Source organism: Tissierella sp. (assembly GCF_052089545.1).
Classification (GTDB): Bacteria; Bacillota; Clostridia; order Tissierellales; family Tissierellaceae; genus Tissierella_A.
Genome location: NZ_JBQDAA010000001.1, coordinates 32,233 through 51,586, shown reverse-complemented (window position 1 = coordinate 51,586; position 19,354 = coordinate 32,233). Strand labels below are relative to the sequence as shown.

At 30.8% G+C, this 19,354-nt stretch carries 14 protein-coding genes and 1 pseudogene; all 15 read right to left on the bottom strand.

Annotated features, from left to right (window positions below; genetic code table 11):
* Positions 1–226: 226 nt before the first annotated feature.
* Positions 227–4,462 (bottom strand): acyl-CoA dehydratase activase-related protein, encoded by a 4,236-nt coding sequence (locus ACTHW2_RS00250; protein ID WP_442261703.1) that lies wholly within the window; start codon positions 4,460–4,462, stop codon positions 227–229.
* A 140-nt stretch (positions 4,463–4,602) separates the two neighbouring features.
* Positions 4,603–5,688 carry a LysM peptidoglycan-binding domain-containing protein gene (locus ACTHW2_RS00245; protein ID WP_442261702.1) on the bottom strand — a complete coding sequence of 362 codons (1,086 nt, stop codon included), beginning with the start codon at positions 5,686–5,688 and terminating at the stop codon, positions 4,603–4,605.
* Between the two features lie 104 nt (positions 5,689–5,792).
* On the bottom strand, positions 5,793–6,587 hold the full coding sequence (gene murI, locus ACTHW2_RS00240; protein ID WP_442261701.1) for a glutamate racemase: 795 nt from the start codon (positions 6,585–6,587) through the stop codon (positions 5,793–5,795).
* A 19-nt stretch (positions 6,588–6,606) separates the two neighbouring features.
* On the bottom strand, positions 6,607–7,128 hold the full coding sequence (gene citX, locus ACTHW2_RS00235) for a citrate lyase holo-[acyl-carrier protein] synthase (RefSeq protein ID WP_442261700.1): 522 nt from the start codon (positions 7,126–7,128) through the stop codon (positions 6,607–6,609).
* The gene (gene citG, locus ACTHW2_RS00230; RefSeq protein WP_442261699.1) at positions 7,122–7,994 is read right to left on the bottom strand and encodes a triphosphoribosyl-dephospho-CoA synthase CitG; all 873 of its coding nucleotides are present in this window, start codon (positions 7,992–7,994) and stop codon (positions 7,122–7,124) included. Before citG ends, citX begins: the two co-directional genes overlap by 7 nt.
* Positions 7,995–8,155: 161 nt before the next feature.
* A complete protein-coding gene (locus tag ACTHW2_RS00225) occupies positions 8,156–9,349 on the bottom strand; it encodes an anaerobic nitric oxide reductase flavorubredoxin (protein ID WP_442261698.1) in 1,194 nt (397 codons plus the stop codon).
* 72 nt (positions 9,350–9,421) lie between these two features.
* On the bottom strand, positions 9,422–9,979 hold the full coding sequence (locus ACTHW2_RS00220) for a hemerythrin domain-containing protein (protein ID WP_442261697.1): 558 nt from the start codon (positions 9,977–9,979) through the stop codon (positions 9,422–9,424).
* An 11-nt stretch (positions 9,980–9,990) separates the two neighbouring features.
* Positions 9,991–10,662 (bottom strand): Crp/Fnr family transcriptional regulator, encoded by a 672-nt coding sequence (locus ACTHW2_RS00215; protein ID WP_442261696.1) that lies wholly within the window; start codon positions 10,660–10,662, stop codon positions 9,991–9,993.
* A gap of 369 nt (positions 10,663–11,031) precedes the next feature.
* Positions 11,032–12,051 (bottom strand): threonine aldolase family protein, encoded by a 1,020-nt coding sequence (locus ACTHW2_RS00210; RefSeq protein ID WP_442261695.1) that lies wholly within the window; start codon positions 12,049–12,051, stop codon positions 11,032–11,034.
* A gap of 200 nt (positions 12,052–12,251) precedes the next feature.
* Positions 12,252–13,502 (bottom strand): Glu/Leu/Phe/Val family dehydrogenase, encoded by a 1,251-nt coding sequence (locus ACTHW2_RS00205; protein ID WP_442261694.1) that lies wholly within the window; start codon positions 13,500–13,502, stop codon positions 12,252–12,254.
* A gap of 387 nt (positions 13,503–13,889) precedes the next feature.
* Positions 13,890–15,521: a DEAD/DEAH box helicase gene (locus tag ACTHW2_RS00200; protein WP_442261693.1), complete on the bottom strand. Its 1,632-nt coding sequence runs from the start codon at positions 15,519–15,521 to the stop codon at positions 13,890–13,892.
* A gap of 304 nt (positions 15,522–15,825) precedes the next feature.
* Positions 15,826–17,220, bottom strand: a complete 1,395-nt coding sequence (locus ACTHW2_RS00195; protein ID WP_442261692.1) for an IS200/IS605 family accessory protein TnpB-related protein — start codon at positions 17,218–17,220, stop codon at positions 15,826–15,828.
* A gap of 266 nt (positions 17,221–17,486) precedes the next feature.
* Positions 17,487–17,795 (bottom strand): MOSC domain-containing protein, encoded by a 309-nt coding sequence (locus ACTHW2_RS00190; protein WP_442261691.1) that lies wholly within the window; start codon positions 17,793–17,795, stop codon positions 17,487–17,489.
* Positions 17,796–17,918: 123 nt separating this feature from the next.
* On the bottom strand, positions 17,919–18,815 hold the full coding sequence (gene moaC / locus ACTHW2_RS00185) for a cyclic pyranopterin monophosphate synthase MoaC (protein WP_442261690.1): 897 nt from the start codon (positions 18,813–18,815) through the stop codon (positions 17,919–17,921).
* Between the two features lie 3 nt (positions 18,816–18,818).
* Positions 18,819–19,354 (bottom strand): annotated as a pseudogene (locus ACTHW2_RS00180) (GTP 3',8-cyclase MoaA); the annotation flags it as partial.

Sequence of the window (19,354 nt, the reverse complement as noted above, 5' to 3'; positions counted from 1 at the left end):
CTCCTCATTTTTGTTCTTTTCTTTAACTTAAAGGATAAATATCTAACTTTTCTTAAAATAATATATTTCTTTCTTTTTTAAAAATCATTACATAAAAAATGCCTTCCCTAAAGGAAGGCATAGATATGCTGTAAGTTGCGCATTCCTTTCTAAACTCTCGGTTTAGGTTAAAGGTTATCTATATAAAATTATCATAAGCAAATATAGATGTCAATAAGTTTAAAACTTATTTAGCCAACTTTTTTTTCTTTTCATCTTTTTCTATACTTTCTTTTGCTCTTGAAAGCATAAGTTTTATTCTATTCACTTGATTTACAACACTTGCACCTGGATCATAGTCTATAGGGACTATATTTGCATTAGGATACATATCTCTTATCCCTTTGATCATTCCCTTTCCAACTATATGATTTGGAAGACAACCAAATGGTTGAACACATATAATGTTTTCTACCCCTTCAGATACAAGTTTTATCATCTCTCCAGTAAGAAGCCAACCTTCACCAGATTGGTTCCCAAGTGATATTAACTTCTCTGCACTTTTTCCTATTTCTTCTATCCTTGAAGGCGGAGTAAATCTTTCACTTTCATCTAAGGCCTTTCTAATAGGATCTCTGTAATATTCTATATATTTTATAGCCATATCAGAAAAAACTTTAGACTTATAACTTTTGCCAAGCTTTTTATTTTTGAAATCAGCATTGTAAAGACAGTATAGTAAAAAGTCTGCCATATCTCCAACTAATGCTTCTGCCCCTTCTTCTTCCAATGTTTTTACAAGATTATTATTTGCATCAGGGTGATACTTTACAAGGATTTCTCCATCGATAGCAACTCGAGGTTTTCTAGTATCAGAGATCTCAATTTTTTCAAAAGATCTTATTATCTCTTTTACCATAAGGGTTAAACTGTTTTTATTTATATCTTTTAAGCTAGATTCTATTTTATTCATCCATTTTTCTACCAGTATATTAGTGGAGTTTTTAATCTTTTCATATGGTCTAATTCTTAAAGATACCCTTGATATAAGATCTCCTAAGAGTATGGATATAATACATTTCTTGGCCATAGTAGGTGTAAATTTAAAACCTGGATTTTTTTCTATACCTTGGGTACTTATGCCTATAACTGGTATGTTCTTAAAACCAGCTTCTTTTAAAGCTTTTCTTAAAAAACCTACATAATTAGAAGCCCTACATACTCCACCTGTTTGAGAAATTATAAGTGAAGTATTTTCCAAATCATATTTGCCTGACTTTAAAGCTGCTATAAACTGTCCTATTACAGCTATTGAAGGATAGCAGGCATCATTGTGAACATATTTTAGCCCTTCGTCTACTGCCCCTTCAAAATCTTCCAGTAAAACTGCATTATATCCAGAAAGTCTTAAAGATTTTTCTATAAGTCTAAAATGAATTGGCGCCATTTGAGGTATCAGTATAGTATGATTTTTCTTATCTTCTTTAGTAAAGGGAACTATATCATATTCAAAGGATTTTCTTTCTATATCACTGTCCTTTTTTTCCTCTAAAGCTGTTTTTAAAGATCTTATTCTTATCTTTGCAGCTCCTAAGTTACTTACCTCGTCTATTCTAAGTGATGTCATAATTTTACCAGTAGAACTTAGTATTTCTTCAACTTGATCTATACTTACAGAATCAAGACCACAGCCAAATGAATTTAACTGTATAAGTTCTAGATTTTTGTCTTCACTCACATATTGAGCTGCTCTATATAGTCTAGAGTGATAAGTCCATTGATCTAAAACTCTAAGGTCTTCATCTATCTTAGCTAGATGTTCGACACTTCCTTCAGTTAAAACCGCCATACCAAGAGATGTTATAAGTTCTGGAATACCATGGTTTAAGCCTTTATCTACATGGTAAGGTCTACCTCCTAGAACAACACCTTTTATTCCTTTCTCTTTTATATATTCTAGTGCTTTTAATGATTCTTTCTCTATATCCTTTTTAAAGTTTTCCATTTCTACAATGCCTTTTTCTACAGCTTCTCTTATTTCTTTTTTAGATATATCAAACTCTTCTAAGCTATTGTATAGTTCTTTTTCTAAACTTTTCCTATGGTCAAAGGTTATAAATGGATTTAAAAACTTTATATTTTTTTCTTTTAATTCTACAATATTTGTCTTTATAAGTTCAGGATAACCTGATACTACTGGACAGTTTAAGTGATCATCTGAATCTTTATCTTCCTTCTTTTCATAAAATACTGAAGGATAAAATATAAAATCCATATCTCTTTCTATTAAGTCCATCATATGTCCATGGGCGATTTTAGCAGGATAGCAAGCTGTTTCACTAGGAATAGAAGCTAGTCCCTTTTCATATACCTTCCTAGTTGACTCACAAGAAAGTTCTACCCTAAAACCTAAACTCTTAAAGAATTCACTCCAAAATGGATAGTTTTCAAATATATTTAAAACTCTAGGAATGCCAACCCTACCTCTAGGGGCATCTTCTATAGGTAGAGGCTTATAGTCAAATACCCTATTATATCTATATTCATATAAGTTTGGAAGCTTTTCAATATTTGTCTGTACTCCTACAGCTTTTTCACATCTATTGCCAGTTATAAATTTGCTGCCGTCAGAAAACTTGTTTATAGTAAGCTGACAATTGTTTGTACATCTTCCACATTTACCTTCAACTGAGTGATAAGTTAAATTATTTAATTCATCAGATTGTAAAATAGCTGATTTCTCACCATAATATCTTTCTTTTGCTATTATAGCCGCACCTAGTGCACCCATAAGTCCAGTTAAATTTGGTCTTATAGCTTCCCTTCCAGAGATAAGTTCAAAACATCTAAGTATAGCATCTCCATAAAATGTTCCACCCTGAACTACAATTCTTTCTCCAAGTTCTTTAGGATCTCTTATTTTTATTACCTTTTGTAGGGCATTTTTTATAACAGAATAAGAAAGTCCTGCAGCTATATCTCCTATAGTTGCCCCCTCTTTTTGAGCCTGTTTTACCATTGAGTTCATAAAGACAGTACATCTAGAACCTAGATCTACTGGATTCTCAGCAAATAGGGCGGTTTCTAAAAATTCACCTACACCCATGTTTACATTTTTAGCAAATGTTTCAATAAAAGAACCACATCCTGAAGAACACGCCTCATTTAGAAGTATGTCATCTATTACGCCATCATCTATTCGCATAGACTTCATATCTTGACCACCGATATCTAGTATAAAATCTACATCATTCTGAAAAAGTTTTGCTCCTTTATAATGAGCCAGTGTTTCAACTTCACCTTCATCTATACTGAGAGCTGCCTTTATAAAATCTTCTCCATATCCAGTAACCGATGAATACGTAATAGGAAGATGGGGCATTTCCCTATATATTTCTTGTAGTATCTCAATAGATTGATCTAATGGCTTTCCTTTATTATTTCCATAATATGAATACAACACCTTATTATCTTCAGATATCAATACTGCTTTTGTAGTAGTTGATCCCGCATCAATTCCTAAATATACATTACCTCTATATTCTCCAGGATCTAATTCTTTTATATTATACTTACTGTGACGTTCTTTAAAGCTTTCATACTCTTTTTTGTCTGCGAATAATGGTTTTATCTTTTTTATTGTTTGAGTTTTTCTTTCTTCTTTTTCTTCTAATTTTGATTTTAACTCTTCAAACCTTATAGATTTTTCCTCAACCGATCCAATAGCTGCGCCTATAGCTACATAAAGCTGCGGATCTTGCGGATAAATTATATCGTCTTTTCCTAAATTTAAAGTTTTAATAAATCTTTTTCTTAGTTCTGAAGAAAAATGAAGGGGTCCACCCAAAAATGCTACTTTTCCTCTTATAGGCCTTCCACATGCTAGATTTGATATTGTTTGATTTACAACCGATTGAAGAACACTTACTGCTATATCTTCTCTTAAGGCACCTTGATTTATAAGAGCTTGTATATCTGTTTTAGCAAATACTCCACATCTGGATGCAATTGAATAAACTGTTTTGTGAGATGCCGCCAATTTATTTAATCCCTCCGCATCAGTTTCAAGAAGCGATGCCATTTGATCTATAAAAGCACCAGTACCACCTGCACATATACTGTTCATCCTCTGTTCTATAGCACCAGATAAATATGTGATTTTTGCATCTTCACCTCCAAGTTCTATAGCAACTTCAGTCTCTGGTATCAAGGCTTGTATACTCTTTGTAGATGCTATAACTTCTTGAATAAATGATATGTCGAGCCAATCTTTTACAGAAAGACCGCCTGAACCTGTTACCATTATGGTTACTCTATCATTTTTAAATCTTTTATATCCTTCCATAAGTACTTCTTTTATAGTCTTTCTTATATCAGAAAAATGTCTTTTATAACTTCCATGTATGACGTCAAAAGAACTATTCAATACAACAAGTTTTACAGTAGTTGAACCTACATCTAAACCAATATGAAATCTTGACAAAAAAATCGTCCTCCTTTAATTACTAAATATATACATATATTGCTTATACCATTATAACATTACCAGAAAATATGTAAATATACATTAATAAATCCTCTCATATATATATGAGAGGATTTATTAATGTATATGGGATTTATTTAATTCATATTAGGCACACAAATATGTTTACCTAATATAAAGTCTCCTGGTGAAAGATTTGAATTTATCATCATTATAGTTGTTACATTAGTATCAAATTTTTCTGCTAAAACCATAACTACTGGTTTATCCCCTTTAATATCTTCTACACCTATTGTATAACTTTCTGTTCCCATGGGACAAGGACAGCCTCTTTCTTCGTGAGGAAGTATACATATCTTTTGACCCGGCTTTAAATTGTATACATCTATTCCTTCGTTTCCTGCCATTAAATCCATTAAGGAAATATTATATCTTAAAAGTATAGTAGCTAGTGTATCTCTTTGTCTCACTGTATGAACAGTTCCACCTGGGCAGATAACTGGTTCATCTTTATCTGGTATACAGATAAGCTGACCTACCATAAGATTATTAGGATCTACTCCTGGGTTTGCTGCCATAAGCTTTGCAAGGCTTATTCCATATCTATGAGCTATTGAATACAATGTATCTCCAGGCCTTACTACATAATATATTCCATCACAACTAGGTTCTGGTTCTTCGTTTGGTATGCAAATCACTTGACCTATTCGTAGATTATCAGGATTTATTCCTGGATTTACCTTTAAAATAGCATCTACTGTTGTATCATATTCTCTTGCTAGTTTGTATATTGTGTCTCCTCTTTTTATTGTATACTTAAAAGTTCCCATTGGACATTTACTCGGCTCTTCATCTGGTATACAAATTACCTGACCTATTTGAAGGTTATCAGGATTTATTCCCGGATTTACCTTTAAAATTTCCTTTACTGTTGTATTATATTCCCTTGCTAATTTGTAGATTGTATCCCCACTTTTTATTGTATACTTAAAAGTTCCCATTGGACATTTACTCGGGCTTTCATCTGGTATACAAATTACCTGACCTATTTGTAGATTATTAGGATTTATCCCCGGATTTACTTTTAAAATAGCATCTACTGTCGTATTGTAAGTTCTAGCTAAATTATATAATGTATCTCCAGATTTAATAACATATGGAAAACTCCCCATTGGACATCTTACATTGATATGTTCTCCATTCCTACCATAATATTCTCTCATATTTATCACCTTTCCTTCTTTATTCATTGCATTATATATTATGCAAAAGATGACTAAGAGTTCCTTTTAGCGATAAATATTTTAAAAACATATCTTTATTCTAGTTAAAACTTTTCTACTTCAGAGATCTCATCAGGTTTTTCCATTGATAAATTATCTAAGATTTTAAGGTGAGTTTCTTTTTTGCCTGTGGTAAATAATTCAAATGTAGAATGAGTCGTATTTGAGTTAGTTAACTGCTTTTTCATAAGATTTTTTATAAAGATAGTTTGTTCATATGCAGGATTTATAAAGTTTATATGAGGTGCCACTTCTTTAAATTTATCTAATACTATTGGATAATGTGTACATCCTAGGATTATATCTTTTACATTTCCTTTTTTAAGTATACTATCCATATGTATACTAACTTCTTTTAATATTTCTTCATCAGTATAATTAGCTCCATCTATTTTCTCTGCTAATGAAGGACAGCCTTCTGTTGCTATAGACATATCTTTATCTATCTTTAATAGATATTTTTCATAAATGCCTGAGTTAATTGTAAATTCAGTTGCTATTACTCCTATCTTTTTAAGTCCTATCTTATCAACATGTTCGATTACTGGTTTTATTATACTAACTATGGGAATTTTCAAATCTAAAAAATATTCATCCAGTATAGATGAAATGGTATTACATGCTACTGCTATGAGCTTTACATCTTTTCTTATTAAAAAATCTACAAGCTTTTTAGTAAGTCTATATATCTCTTCTTTGCTTCTATTTCCATAGGGAACGTTTGCATTATCTCCCAGATATATAATACTTTCATTAGATAATAATACTCTAAATTCTTTAGCTGTTGTAAGTCCACCAACCCCTGAATCAATTATACCTATTTTCCTATTATCAGCCACAATACCACCCTTTCAAGCCTTATTTTTTATCTATATATTCCAACCATATCTTATTAATGTTTTCTATTAGTTCCTTATAAGTATGGTTTTTTTCTCTCATACAAATTCTAGCATCATTATCACATAGTAAACATCTTCTAGCTCTAGTGCCCAAATCACTTCTACTTATTTGTTCATTTTTGCGACTAAATATATCTATATCAAATATTCTTCCAAGAGGATGTCCCTCTTCTATATCTATTGATATTTTTTTTAATTTATCAGCTTTGTCATCTACAACTATATATCCTTCTCTCCCAGTAGGGTATTCTTTTTCTTCTATATATAAAACATCTATATTTTCTGTATTTAAACGCTTCTTTATTATATTTATTCCTTCTATATGTATATCCCTATAGATTTTATTATATTTTTCCCTTCCTGGTATATTAAGTGTAAAAGATATTAAAGTCTTATTATATTTATCTATCAATAGTGATTGTTTCTCTGCTCTTCTTTCTTTTGAATCCAATATATCCATTAATATTTTCTCATCTACCATATTATATCACCATTTTCTATCATATAAAACATAAATGTTATAGCAAGCAGGTCTGCTGAACCACCTGGGCTTATATTTTTTTCTATAAATATTTTATCTAGGCTTTCTACATACTCTTTTCCTTCCTTTGTAAATATACCTCCAAGTTTTAAGGCCTGTCTTGCACCTTTTTTAGCAAAATCTAAATCTTCTATGCTATGTCTTCCCAATATATTGCTATCTTCTGTATAAACCATCAAATTTAGTAGTGTTTGAATTAATATATCATTTATATTATAACTATTTTTTTCTATCAATTTTTGAAATATTGGATAAGAATAATTTATTATGGTCTCAAAACCACCTTCTACTTCTCCTCTTATACCCTTACTACCATGTTTTATAAAAAGTTTCTCACCATATGTTAAGCTTTCCCTACCCTCTACACCTTCTAATTCACGTGCTATTCCCTGAGAAATATCTTTTACACGTTTTATAAGCTCTTTTAAATTAAGCTCCTTATTTTCTTTATATATGCTTCCTGAAGCAGCTGCTATTATTCCACCTGAAAATATTATTCCTTTATGTGTATTAACTCCTCCAGTCGAATGGAACATATCTTTTTCAGCTCTTCTACCTATAGGTCTTATTTCTTTAAGTAATTGCCTATAGTCTTCACCTTTAAAAATGATTCCACTATAGGTGCAATTATAAAAGTAAGAACTAAGGACAGAGGCGCTACTCAAAAATGTAAAAAAGTTCATATCCTTGTGTGCCCCATCATTTTTTCTATCAACAAGTCCTGGTTTTGGTGTAGCAGAAACTTCGTATAGAATAGATTTTATAGCTATATTACTTATTTTTTCACAAAATTTTAGTTCGTCCATTATATCCCTCATCTTTTAATTACTCTTTTATATCTATTATATACTTCTCCAGTCTCTATAACAAACGAATATTAGCTTATTATATAGTTATATGAATATTATAAAAAAATAAAGAGCATAGATAAATTTATCTATACTCTTTAAACTTTATTTATATAAGTTTATATTTCTTTTGCAAACTCTTTTCCAAACTCTATACAATTGTTTATTGCATCTTCATCAGGGTTCCAAAGTTCTTTTGGTCCACCTTCAACTACTTTAAGTTTTGTAGCCTTTAATTTCTCATCTATCAGTTTAACTGATTCGCCAGACCAACCATATGATCCAAATCCTGCAGTAGTTTTATCTTTAAATCCTATACCTCTTATCATCTCTAAAAGACCACCTGTAGCATGCATTATACCTTTGTTTACTGTTGAAGAACCAAACATAAAGGCTTTAGATTTAAACATCTCTGTTATGACCTCATTTTTATCTGTTTTAGCTGCATTAAATAATTTAACAGTTGCTTTTTCATCAACTTCTTTTATTCCTTCAGCTATAGCTTCAGCCATTCTTCTAGTTGCACCCCACATGGAGTCATATATTAAAACTATTTGATCTTCCTTGTATCCATCTGCCCATTCTAAATACTTTTCAACTATTTGAGCTGGATTATCTCTCCAAATAACTCCGTGACTTGGAGCTATCATATTTAATGGAAGTTCAAATGATAGTATTTCCTTTATCTTCATTGTAACTAATGGACTAAAAGGTGTAAGTATATTTGCATAATATTTTATAGCCTCTTCAAATAACTCACATTGATCTACTGTATCGTTATACATAAGATCTGAAGCATAATGCTGTCCAAATGCATCATTACTAAATAATATATTATCTCCATCCATATAAGTCATCATACTATCTGGCCAATGAAGCATTCTAGCTTCTACAAAGGTAAGAGTAGATTCCCCTATATCTAATGTGTCTCCTGTTTTTACAGTTTTAAAGTTCCAGTCGTCCGCTTCATGAAAATGCGCCTTTATGATCTTAGCTCCATTTTCTGTACAATATATTGGTACATTAGGAATTTCTTTTATTATAAGCGGTAGAGCACCACTGTGATCTATTTCATTATGTTGAGCTATTATATAATCTATATCATTTAAGTCTATTTCTTCTTTCAATCGTGCTAGATACTCATCAGCAAAAGGTGCCCAAGCTGTATCAATAAGTACATTTTTCTCATCTCTAACTAAATATGAATTATATGAAGAACCTCTATGTGTTGAATATTCTTCACCATGGAAGCTTCTAAGTTCCCAGTCAATCTTTCCTACCCAAGTTACTTTATCAGTCATTTTAAAACCCATAATATATTCCTCCTTATTTTTTTACAAATATCCACATCTAATTCATTTATACCCTTTTTATATGAAAAATATCTATTTTAGATATTTTTCTTCTAATCTTTCTAATAACTTTATATATTTTTCTTGAAGCCCTTTTTCTTTAGCTTCTATTTCTATTTTTTCAGCTTCTTTTTCAATATATTTTTTATCCTCATCTTCTAACATAGTTTCTGCAAATCTATACATAGCCATATTTTCTTTTTCAATATGTCTCTCCAAAAGATTGGCATATCCTATTGCATTTGCTATTATGTCGAGTCTAGCCTCGTCACTTCCTTCATTGTAATCTTTTACAGCTGCTTCTAAATCAGTCATATATAGTCTACCTAAATCATGTTCAATATACATACCAGTTATAGAACCTGCTTTTCTCAATCTGTCAATCTTTTCATTCATAGTCTTAAAAAGAATATCTTCTTCTTTTCCATGATGATGCCTATCTGCATAAGTTCTTATAAAGTCAATTATCTTATCTACATCTTCTATATGAAACTCTCCAAGCGTCATTACTTGGTAAGATAATCCTCTAACTACCTTTAACATTCTTCTTATATTTTCATGTTCATTTACCATTATTTCAATAGATTTCATAAGTATTCCTCCTATATTTCTTCTAGTGCCCCTCTATTTAATATATTTATTTTTCTTTGTCCTATAAGTTTTATAACTCCAAGTTCCTGAAATGCCGAAAGTTTTCTACTTAAAGTTTCACTACTCATACCTATTTGAGATGCTAAATCTTTTTTACTTAAGTTTAAAACAATTTCTTTATTACCATCACTCAATTCCAAGAGTATATCTGCAAGTCTTTTTTCTACTGAACTAAGATTTATATTTTCAATTAAAGATTCTGCTCTTTCAAGCCTTTCGCTTAACTCTTCCATTATCTTAAAAGATATAAGAGGGTACTTTTTTAATAATTCTTTTAAATCTCCCTCATCTATTATACACATATTTGTATCTTCTAAAGCTTCTGCATTATCAGCTAAAGGAGATGATCTAAATATTGATAATTCTCCCATAAATTCACCAGCTTCTAATATTCTAATAACTTGTTCTTTTCCTGAACTAGCTATTCTAGTAATCTTTACCTTCCCACTGTTTATAACATAAAGACTTCCACCTTTTTGCCCTGCCATATAAATAAGTTCATTTTTCATAAATTGTTTATGATTTATTAAAGAAATAACTTCTTTCATTTCTTTTTCATCTAAGTTGTTAAATATAGGTACTCTTTCTATACAAGGTCTTTCTTCATTACAAGTACAAGTCATAAAAATCCCCCTCTATTCTTTATTACCATATCCTAAATCTTTTATAGCATTTAATAATAGTATAACAGATAGTTTATCTATAAGCATTTTAAATAAGTGAGTTTGTAGCATTCACTTTTATACTCCTTTGTAAGGATTTTTATTATCTCGCCTTTCTAAATATATTATATGATATATATTTTTATCATTCCTTGACCTAGGTCAAAATTTTAAAAAATTTAAGAAATAAAAAAAATCCATCCTATTATCCTTAACTAAAGATAATAAAACAGATTTCTTTATTTTTAAACTTGGTTTAACTAGAAAATTTTATTCATATTTTTCTATAATATTATTTCTTATTCCACCATAAATATGCACATTTATTTTCTATTCCAAACCCTTTATATCTTCTATAAACTCATCAATATCTTCTTTTACAGTATCAAATGAAGTTACAAGCCTAACTAAACGAGTCTCCTCATCTATAGTATTAAAACCATATTTTTCTTGCAAATTGTCCATTATCTTTTGGCTCATATTTGCAAATATCATATTAGTTTGGAATCCTTCTTTTACATTTACTTCTTTACATTCACCTAGTCTTTTCTTTAAGTAATCGCCCATTCCATTTGCATTGCTTGCACATTCCTTCCATATCTCATCTTCTATATATGGAATAAATTGACAAGATGCAAATCTCATTTTAGATAGAAGTTGCATACCTTGTTTTCTATTATATTTAAAGTTTTTACTTAATTCTTTATCAAAAGAAACTATAGCTTCACCTGACATCATACCATTTTTAGTTCCACCAAGTGATAAAAGATCTACGCCTGTATCTGTAACCATTTCTTTGAATGTAGAATTTAAGGCAATAACAGCATTTGCAAGTCTAGCACCATCTAGATGTAAATACATATCATTTTTATGAGCAAAGTCTGCCAATTCTTTTATTTCTTCAACAGTATATAAGGTTCCTGTTTCTGTAGTTTGAGATATAGAAATTACTCTAGGTTGAACTAAATGTTCATTGTCCACATTTACTAAATACTTTTTAATATCATCAATTTTTATCTTCCCATTATGTTCTGGAGTAGTAAGTATTTTTGAACCTGTAAGCTTTTCAAAACTTCCGCACTCATCTGTATTTATATGAGCTGTTTCAGTACATATTACAGCTTCAAATGTTCTTAACAATCCACCTAAGCCTATTACATTTGTTGCAGTCCCAAGCAGTGCAAAATATACATCTACATCTTTTCCAAATAGCCCTCTTATACTTTCTGTAGCTTTTTTACTATAAGTATCATTTCCATAAGGGTTTTCGTGTCCTACATTTGCCGCTACCACTGCGTCCATTATTTTAGGATGCACTCCTGATACATTATCTGATTTAAACATTTTCATCCTTTTCACCTCTATTATTTTTTTGTTTCCATATTAATTATATCATACCATAATTATTTTTTTAATAAAAGTGATGTCCCTATCTAGAGTTTCTACAAAACGATGTGAAATTTATAAATATTAAAAAACCAGCGATTATTTTAATCGCTGGTTTTTTGTATCTATCTATCATAATTAAATTTATAAATATTTTTTGTTTTTTAATACCAACCTCTTAACTTCATAGTATCTGCTACTACTTTAACACTATTCATATAGGCTGCTTTTCTTAAAGGAACTCCGTACTCTTCTTTTATCTTCCATACATTTTCAAATGCTTTTATCATAGCTTTTTCTTGTCTTTCTATTACTTCCTCTTCTTCCCAAGAGTATCCGTATAGGTTTTGTACCCATTCAAAGTATGAAACTGTAACTCCACCAAAGTTTGTAAGTATATCTGGAGTAACTAGTATATCTTTTTCTTCTAATATCTTATCTGCTCCCGTAGTTGTAGGACCATTTGCTGCTTCTGCAACTACTTTAGCATTTATTAGACTAGCATTATCTTCTCTTATTGCATTTTCTATAGCAGCTGGTATGAGAACATCTACACCTAAACTCCAAAACTCTTCTAAGCTTATTAATTTAGCATCTTTAAAGTTTGTTAAGTCCTTATTTTCTTCTAGATGAGCTTTTAATTCTTCATATTTAAAACCTTTTTCATTGTAAATTGCATTTTCTCTAAGACCTATAGAAACTACCTTAGCACCTAAATTTTCTATATGTTTTACAGTAAAGCCTCCTACATTTCCAAAACCTTGTACTGCTATATTTAAGTCTTTCATATTCATTTCTAATTTCTTAGCAACTTCCCTTACAGTTAAGGCTACTCCAAAACCTGTAGCTTCATTTCTTCCTTTAGAGCCACCAAATTCTACTGGTTTTCCTGTTATAACTCCTAGATCATGTTTTCCTGTAAGTTTTATATATTCATCTACCATCCAAGCCATTACTTGTCCGTTAGTACCTACATCTGGAGCTGGTATATCTATCTTCTCACCTAAATATTTATAAAGTCCTATAACATATCCCCTTGCAAGTCTTTCCAGTTCACCTTGGGATAAGACTTTTGGATCTACAGTAATTCCGCCTTTAGCACCTCCATAAGGAATACCCGTTATACCACATTTGAAAGTCATCCAAATTGAAAGCGCCTTAACTTCTTCTAAGTTAACTGCAGGATGAAATCTAATACCTCCCTTACCAGGTCCTACTGCATTGTTATGAAGAGATCTATAACCTTTAAAGGTCTTTACCGATCCATCATCCATCTTCACTGGAATTGAAATTTCTATAACTCTTTGTGGCTCTTTAAGTAATTCATAAACACTTTCCTCTAAATCTAAAGCCTCACAAGCACTCTTTATTTGAACTTGAGCTGCCTTAAGTGGACTTAAATTTTCCTTACCCAAAACAATCACCTCTCATTATTTTTTGCTACACATATATACTATATACCCCATAATGATAAAAACTTACTCCTTATCTGACACAAATCTAAAATAATAAAATCTTTTAAAAGCAAAAGAGAATAAATTATAAAATAAGACTCGTAAATTACGCAAAATTTCTAGAAGTATTCACTAAGCAGATAAAATGTTTAGCTTCCTGCTGTATGCGACGACTGCCATATGTCTAGTCCTGTAAGGGAACGTAGCGAGTTCAGGAGCTGTTTTGTCTGCGTGTGACTATACTTCTTTAATTTTAAGTCTTACGATCGTTTTTATAATTTATCCCCACCTACTTTATCTACAAAAAAACAAAAAACTTACAATTTTCAAATTGTAAGTTTTCAATATCTATCTTTTTCTAGGTTTAGCTATCTCCACTCTAACTCTAGAACCTTTAATCTCTTCATTATTTAATTTATCTAATACTTTTCTAGCTTCAGATTTATCTACTTCAACAAATGAAAATTTATCATATATATCTATTTTTCCCACACTGCCTTTATTTACTCCACCATCTTGAGTAAGTGCAGCTAGTATATGTCTGGCTCTTACACCTTTTCTATTTCCAATATTTATGTGCAGTCTTTCCACATTACCTGATTTTCTATTTGATCTAGATTTAGATTTACTAAATGCTTGAGGTTTACCTCCATAGTCTACCATATCTAATTTTTCATGCTTATTTGATTTAGCAGTATCCATATAAAATTTCAACAGTATAGATGCTATATCTATGGATGTAAACCCTTCTTCTATAAGTCCATCTACTGTCTTTTTATATTGATTTAAATCTTCACTTTCTATGCCTTCTTTAATTTTATCAAGCATTGTAGTTGCATAAGTTTCTTCCATATCCTTTAATGTAGGTAGATCTTTTCTTTTTAACTTTATATTTGCATATTTTTGTATATTTCTAAGTTTATTATTATCTCTTCTTGTTACAAAACTTATTGCTAATCCTTCTCTACCAGCTCTTGCTGTTCTACCTATTCTATGAACATAGTATTCTTCATCTTGAGGTATATCGTAGTTTACAACAAGGTCAACCTCATCAACATCAAGCCCTCTAGCTGCAACGTCTGTAGCTACAAGTATATCAATAGATCCTCTTCTAAATTTATTCATTACAGTGTCCCTTTGATTTTGTTTCAAATCTCCATGAAGTCCATCTACAAGATATCCTCTTCCTGAAAGCTCTTCATTTAATGCATCTACTTTTCTTTTAGTATTACAAAACACTATAGTAAGTTTAGGATTATATATATCTATAACTCTACTTAATATTTCAGTTTTCATATGTTCTTTTACTTCATAATAAAACTGCTCTATTTTAGGTATTATAAGCTGTTTATGAGCAACTCTTATAATATCTGGATTTTTTTGATATTTAGATGCAAAGTTTATTATTTCTTTTGGCATAGTAGCTGAGAAAAATATAGTTTGTCTATCTTCATGAAGTCTATCCATAACAAGGGCTATATCATCTCTAAAACCCATGTCAAACATTTCATCGGCTTCATCTAGTATCATAAACTTTACATTATCAACCCTTATAGTTTTTCTTCTTATATGATCTATAAGTCTTCCTGGAGTTCCAACTATTATCTGAACGCCCTTTTTAAGTGCTCTAATTTGTCTATCTATTGGTTGACCGCCATATACTGGTAGTACTCCTATTCCTTTTTTAAATTTACCAAGCTTTTTTATCTCTTCTGCAACTTGAATACAAAGTTCTCTTGTAGGACAAAGTATAAGCGATTGTACAGATTTATCTTTACTATCTACCATTTCAAGTATTGGTATACCAAATGCTGCAGTTTTACCTGTACCTGTTTGTGCTTGCCCTATAATATCCTTACCACTTAATACGACAGGAATAGCCTTTTCTTGGATTGGAGACATTTCCTCAAATCCCATTTCAGAAATACCTCTTTGCATTTCTTGGGTTAGGTCTATTTCGTTAAATTTTAATTTACTCATTCCGTTCCTGGTTTCTAAAATCATATTAAATCGTATTAATATGATTTTTCACTTAATATTTATTATTAAGTGGTAGCATCACAGGATTCAGCTACTAGGGTATAGTCCCTTGACTATAAATCTCACATCGCCTTACTTACCTTTAGTAAATAAGTACTACAAGATTAAAGGTGTTACCTTTCCCTAAATTTATATCTTAACCTACTAAAGGCTTTTCCTTCTAGGTGTCCTTTAGTAAAAGATATGTCGCCTTTAAGCCATACTTAGTATAACTTTCCTATGCTTTTGCCACAAACCAGGAATTTCACCACCTTTTTTTTATTTTTTTACTTATTATACTCCATTGTTTCCAGTTATTTGCTTTATCTAACTTAAGCTTTTCTTCTTCTGTTAATAATTTATCTTTTAATAACTTTGGCACTTTTTCATTTTGTTTAAACACCCTTCTTCCTATTACTAAAGCTGCTGATTCATGGACATTTAAGCCATACTGATGAGAATATTTATAGAGGCCTATTTTACTTGTATATTGTGGTTTTACTTTTATTACTTGGACTACTTCTTTTTTAGCTTTAGTTTGTAGATTTTCTAGTAATTTTCTATATACAAATTGGTTTTTAATTCTAGCAAACTTACTTTTTACATCTATATCATTTTTAAATTTTAAATCTTCTATAACTATGGCACAGTTTTCTTCCTTAGCCACATCTATTACTCTTTTTACTAGTTCCCCACATAGATTATCTCGCCTATTGGATCTTGCATATAGGAGTTCATGCTGTTTTAAATATTGACTGTCTTTATAGTTTAGATCTTTATCTAGCCTTGTTAAGGCAAATCCATCTGGATTTGTATCTATTCCTATTACTCCATTTTCTATTGTATGGATTTCTTTATATACTTTTGTTTTAGATTCATCTATAGTTATATGAACATGGATTTTCCCTTGTTTTTTAATTAATTCAACTTGATAAGCTTCACCTGTTTCTAAATATTCTAGTACCCTTTGCCTATAGTTGTTGCCGTTTATCTTTCCAGTTTTCTTAGACAGCTTTTGTGGAAGATACAAGGGTAGATGTATCTTTACTGCTCTATTATTGTTTTGTCTATCTAGGCTTGATATTTCTAAAAAAGTCATATGGTTTTTTCTTATTATTCTTAAATTAGGATTACCTTTTTTAGTTTTATCTCCTCTAGAATAATAGTTGTTATCTCTTAATTCTTTCCATTCTTCCTTGGTAATTTGATTTTTGCATCGTTTTATAAAGCTTTTTCTTCCACCGAAGATTACTTTGGGAATTGTATTATTATCTATATGGTTTTTATAATAATCTTGTTTTTCTTTTCTTTTTTCTAATTTACTTTCTAACGCATTTATTTTTCTTCCTGATTCAGCCTTTTCTAGTTGTTTCTCTACTTGTCTTATCTTATTTGAATAGTTATTATAGTTTTTTTTCGTTAACTTCTTTTGTGATTCTATAGTTTGCCTTGCTGATTCAAGGGCATCTTTACTTTGCCTTATATTTAATCCATATTTTCTAGAGATATCTTTTTCTATTTGTCCTTTTTTAAACTTACCCTCTAAAAGTCTTTTAAACCCATATCTTTTTGCTGATGAAAATACTGTCATTAGTCTATTAATTTCAAACTCATGACCCTTTGGTATATTAATAAGTAGTCCCCTAACTGTTATTTTCATATCTTTCACCTTTCATAGATATAATTAATATTAGCTTTATCTTCTTGAGTTAATTATACCCATTGAAACATACGTTTTAACACTCATCGTTGAAAAACTTATATTACTTTAACACTATTTAATATTATTTTTCAGTACTGTTTCTAACCTCATTATTATACATAACTTATAGATTATATACTAAAGTATCTCTCTTTACAAGGTATTTTCTACTTATTATTATATTTTTCTCCCAAAATCATTATATTATACTAAATATAAGCTCCCTATTTATCTAGGGAGCTTACCTTGTCTTCTATTCTTACAAAACCGCCCTTTATTGATTTTGTAAAAACAACATTCATAAAGAGCTCACATACTTCACCGGACTGTATTAATTTACATTCTTCAAAACATCTTTTTCCAATGGAAGTAACTTCTAAAGTTACTTCACCTACTTGGAGTCTATCTCCTATTGTTAAATTCTTTGCATCTAAACCTTCAATAGTGATGTTTTCATAAAACCTAAACAAACACAAACCTTCTATTTCTTCTTCATCTATTAAACTTCTTACCCTTCTACTAAGTATTGACACTTGTTTTCTTTGATCTCTTTTAGGAAATTCTCCGATTACTCCTAGTTTACTATCTATAATGGTTTGTCTTAAATAATTTATATGACCATCTTCATCTTTTATCTTAAGTTCTACTACCTTCAGCTAGATCACCTCTATAGAGTCCCCACCTCTTATTTTTCCTGGCTTTATTATCTTGGTAAATATACCTTCTTTTGGCATAACACATTCCCCAACTATTCTAGATATTTCACAACCAGTATGACACTTCTTACCAATTTGAGTTACCTCTTGGATAGTCTCACCTATTTTAAGTCTAGTTCCTACTGGCAAGGAAAAAAGTTCTAGACCTTCTGTAGTTAGGTTTTCTGCAAATATTCCAGGTGTCAAATCTACACCCTTATTTGCCATCTTATCAAAGCTTTCCATAGCAAGTAGACTTACTTGTCTATGCCAATTACCAGCATGTGCGTCTCCCTCAAGACCCATATCTTCAAGAAAACTACCTTCTTCTATAGGGTTTTTTATCACGCCTTTTGTTTCAGAAGTATTTACTGATACAACCTTTCCCACTGGTTTTCTTAGGTATTGTCCTGACTTTCCGCCTTTTTTCTCTAAAAGTCTTATATCCGTTATTTCCATATTTTTTTCCACAGCCTTACACATATCATATATAGTAAGAAGACCTGTAGAAACAGCAGTTAAAGCTTCCATTTCAACACCTGTCTTACCATCTGTTTTTACATCTACTATTATTTTTATTCCATTATTTAAAAACTCGAAATCGACATCTAGGCCACTAGGAATGGTGTTGTGGCACAGGGGTATAAGATTACTTGTTTTCTTAGCAGCCATAATTCCTGCAACTTGAGCTACAGAAAGTACATCTCCCTTTTTCATAGAACCTTCTTTTACCATAGAAAGAGTCTTTTCTGACATTAAGATTTTACCTTCAGCCCTTGCCATCCTCTTCGTTACATCCTTTTCTCCAACCTCTACCATATGCGCCCTGCCTTTTTCGTTAAAATGAGTAAATTCCATATATTAGCCCCCTATCTGATTCATGTTCCTATCTATATACATATCATTTTCCAGTTCATGACCTTCTTCTTTTTCAAATATACTTTTTCTTATAATCTTCTCCATATCTAAACCGTTCCTAAGTGGAGTAATCAAATCTATTTCATTGTTTGAATGGAGACAGGACTTAAGTCTTCCAGTAGATGTAATTCTAACTCTATTACAATCATCACAAAACTTACAGCTTATAGGGTTTATAAGACCCACTTTCCCTTTAACCCCAGGAAGCTTATAATATTTAGCTGGAGAGGACTTGTCCTCTCTTTCTATAGGGGTTAAATCTCCTACCCTTTTTAAAACTTCATCATTTGAAATAAAGTTTTCACGGGCAAAGTTTACACCCTCTCCTATAGGCATAAGCTCAATAAATCTTACATCTATCCCCTTATAGGTTAGGTCTACAAGTTCTTTTATCTCATCATCATTAAAGCCACCTACTAGAACTGCATTTATCTTTACAGGAGTAAGACCTACCCTTATAGCCTCTTCTATTCCCCCTA

Coding starts and splice junctions, on each gene's coding strand:
- ACTHW2_RS00200 (WP_442261693.1), bottom strand. CDS start 15,521: ATGAGTAAATTAAAATTTAACGAAATAGACCTAACCCAAGAAATGCAA.
- citG (WP_442261699.1), bottom strand. CDS start 7,994: ATGGACGAACTAAAATTTTGTGAAAAAATAAGTAATATAGCTATAAAA.
- ACTHW2_RS00215 (WP_442261696.1), bottom strand. CDS start 10,662: ATGACTTGTACTTGTAATGAAGAAAGACCTTGTATAGAAAGAGTACCT.
- citX (WP_442261700.1), bottom strand. CDS start 7,128: ATGGTAGATGAGAAAATATTAATGGATATATTGGATTCAAAAGAAAGA.
- ACTHW2_RS00245 (WP_442261702.1), bottom strand. CDS start 5,688: ATGAGAGAATATTATGGTAGGAATGGAGAACATATCAATGTAAGATGT.
- ACTHW2_RS00195 (WP_442261692.1), bottom strand. CDS start 17,220: ATGAAAATAACAGTTAGGGGACTACTTATTAATATACCAAAGGGTCAT.
- moaC (WP_442261690.1), bottom strand. CDS start 18,815: ATGGAATTTACTCATTTTAACGAAAAAGGCAGGGCGCATATGGTAGAG.
- ACTHW2_RS00225 (WP_442261698.1), bottom strand. CDS start 9,349: ATGGGTTTTAAAATGACTGATAAAGTAACTTGGGTAGGAAAGATTGAC.
- ACTHW2_RS00220 (WP_442261697.1), bottom strand. CDS start 9,979: ATGAAATCTATTGAAATAATGGTAAATGAACATGAAAATATAAGAAGA.
- ACTHW2_RS00210 (WP_442261695.1), bottom strand. CDS start 12,051: ATGAAAATGTTTAAATCAGATAATGTATCAGGAGTGCATCCTAAAATA.